Source organism: Methylobacterium aquaticum (assembly GCF_001043915.1).
In the GTDB taxonomy this organism is placed as follows: Bacteria; Pseudomonadota; Alphaproteobacteria; order Rhizobiales; family Beijerinckiaceae; genus Methylobacterium; species Methylobacterium aquaticum.
On sequence record NZ_LABX01000149.1, the window covers coordinates 1 to 2769 of the forward strand.

A 2769-nucleotide genomic window follows, 5' to 3' on the forward strand; every position below is an offset into this window, starting at 1 on the left:
GGCGCCGAGCGCATAGAAGGCTTGGATCGCCTCGCGCTGTTTGGCGTTCAGGCGGCGGATCAGGCTGAAGGCCGGGTCGGCGAGGCGATCCAAGCCTTCTATGCGCTCGGCGCCTTCAAGGCGGTCTGGCTCACCGACAGCGGCTGGACCGACGCCGCCAAGGCGGTGATCGCCCGGCTCCAGGCGGCGGGCGAGGACGGGCTCGACCCCCTCGCCTATCCGATCCCGCTCCTCGACCCGCCCCATGCCAGGCCAGCCGACCGGGCCGAGGCCGACCTGAAGCTCTCGGCCGCCGCGGTGCTCTATGCCCGCGATGCCCGGGGCGGACGGATCGAGCCGTCGCGCCTGTCGCGCTTCATCACCCCGAAGCTCGACCTGCCGGCCGCCGACGCGGTGCTGACCCGCCTCACCCCGGCGGGATCCGATGCCGGTGCCCTGCTCCAGGGCTACAATCCGGCGCAAGCCGGCTATCTCGGCCTCAAGGCGAAGCTCGCCTCCTTGCGCGCCCAGCAGCCGAACCGCGCCGTGCCGATGGTCCGCCTGCCGAAGGGGCCGGCGCTGAAGACCGGCATGCATGACGCCCGGGTGCCGCTGATCCGCGCCCGGTTCGGAATCAGCGGCGCGGCGGATGCCACCGCCTACGACGAGGGCGTGGCGACGGCGGTGGCGAGCTTCCAGCGCGAGCGCGGCCTGAAGGCCAGCGGCATCCTCGATCAGGCCACCGTGGCGGCCCTCGCCGGCCCCGCGCCCGACAAGCAGGAAGCCGACCTCCTCGCCAATATGGAGCGCTGGCGCTGGCTTCCGGCCGATCTCGGGCGCACCCACATCTTCGTCAACATCCCTGAATTCAAGGTGCGGGTGATCCGGGACGGCCGTGTCCTCGACGAGTCCCGGACGATCGTCGGAAAGGTGGAATCGCCGACCCCGATCTTCTCCGGCGAGATGACCTACGCGGTGGTCAACCCGTCCTGGACCGTGCCGCCCTCGATCCTGAAGAGCCAGTTCCTGCCGGGCCTCGCCCGCGACCCGAACTATGCCGCCCGCCTCGGCTACCAGGTCGTGAAGCGCGGCAACAGCATCGCCATCCGGCAGCCGCCGGGCGAGCGCAACGCGCTCGGCTTCATCAAGTTCATGTTCCCCAACGACCACGCGGTCTATCTGCATGACACGCCGAACCGCAGCCTGTTCTCCCGCTCCGAGCGGGCCCTGAGCCATGGCTGCGTGCGCGTCGACGATCCGTTCCGCTTCGCGCAGGTGGTGCTCGGGCCGCGCTGGCCGACCGAGCGGCTGAAGACGCTGATCGGCAAGGGCGAGCGCACCGTGATGCTGCCCGAGAAGCTGCCGGTGCACCTCGCCTATTTCACCCTGGAAGCCGATCCGAACGGCGGCTTGCGCAGCCTGCCGGACCTCTACGGCGTCAATGCCAGGGTGAAGGTGGCGCTCGGCCTCTCGACCGAGGCGCTGCCACCCGAGCCCGGCCAGAAGCCGAAGGTCGCAGGATCCAAGCCCACCGGCAAGCCCACCGGAACAGCCGCGGGCCGCACCCGCGATCTCGCGCAGCAGCAGGCCGCGCCCCGTCCGACCCCTCGCCGACCGGCCGCTGCCGCGAACGACGTCGGGGAGCCTGCGATCGTGCAGCCCGCCCCGGACTATTTCGGCGAGACCGGGGCGATCCGCCGGGGATGGTGGTAGGCGCGGGTTGTGGTCCGGAGAGTGATCCGTCCCGGCATCCAGACGGGTCGCCGGGCGATCCCTCCCGTCTGAGCGATCCCTCACCCCTGAGTGATCCCTGGTCGGCGGGAACGAGGGTTCGAGCGTGCGCCCTGCCGCTCGTGCCCCGTCGCGTCCGACCATGATGGCAACCGGCCGGCCCCCGGCGACGGGTTGCGCCAAGGCCCACTCCGACGCCCCCGCCTGAATCGGGCATGCGCGATTTGTGCGGTGCGATGAACTTTCCGCTGGGTCCGCCGTTGACGATCGACCCGTCTGCGGCCGGGCATGCCTCGGCGTGCTCCTTGCTTACCGCAGACGACGCTCAACCCGGCCAAGCGAGGACCGTCGATGCTGAAGACCATCACCTATGCGATGATCGGTGTCCTGGCATGTGGGCTGCTGGTGGCCGTCGTCGGCGCCTCGGGCGCCATCGGAGGCTGACAGATCGGGCTAGGCCGGCCCGTCGGCTTTCGCACACGCGCCGAAGGTCCGGCCCGGCATCGACCATTCGCGACGGATCGATGCATAAAACAAGTCTTCTGTCAAGGACTTTAAACAATATCATCGGATCAATCGATCTCATCCGCACAGCCAGAGCCTGTTCGCATGGATCGCGCCGATGAAGTCTGACAGAAATTATCGAATATCCTATTCCTGCACGTCATCCTGAGGTGTGAACGAAGCTAGCCTCGAAGAAGGGTTCCCTGACCATCTATCAGTTTTAAGTCTTCCAGAGGGATGAACGGAACCAAAGGTCGTTTTCAACGACCGTTGGTATCAATCGAGCCTTGCTCGGTTCGGCAGGGTTGCGGCGCTGTCTGTTACGCAACACAGCACAGCATACGCTCGATGGCCAGCCCGGGCTCGAATTCTCCTTCGAACGCTCGAAATCCGGCCTGTACGGCGCCCCTACAACGCCCCCTCACGGATCGAGCCCGGATCGGCGAGCGCATGGAGCAACCCCGCGGCTGCATGCGCGAAGCGCAGGGTGACGGCCTTGCGGCGGGCGGCGGCCAGGGGATGCGCGGGCGGCTCGCGCAGGATCGCGGCGCCGAA

The 2769-nt window shown here is 68.4% G+C and carries 2 protein-coding genes; one reads left to right on the forward strand and one right to left on the reverse strand.

The window, feature by feature from the left end; genetic code table 11:
• The coding region (locus VP06_RS18940; RefSeq protein WP_156295680.1) for a L,D-transpeptidase family protein at positions 1–1692 on the forward strand (1692 nt) is incomplete at its 5' end.
• Positions 1693–2622: 930 nt separating this feature from the next.
• Here VP06_RS18940 and VP06_RS35160 read toward each other — a convergent pair.
• Positions 2623–2769: MmcB family DNA repair protein (locus VP06_RS35160; RefSeq protein ID WP_156295681.1), on the reverse strand; the 147-nt coding region annotated here is incomplete at its 5' end.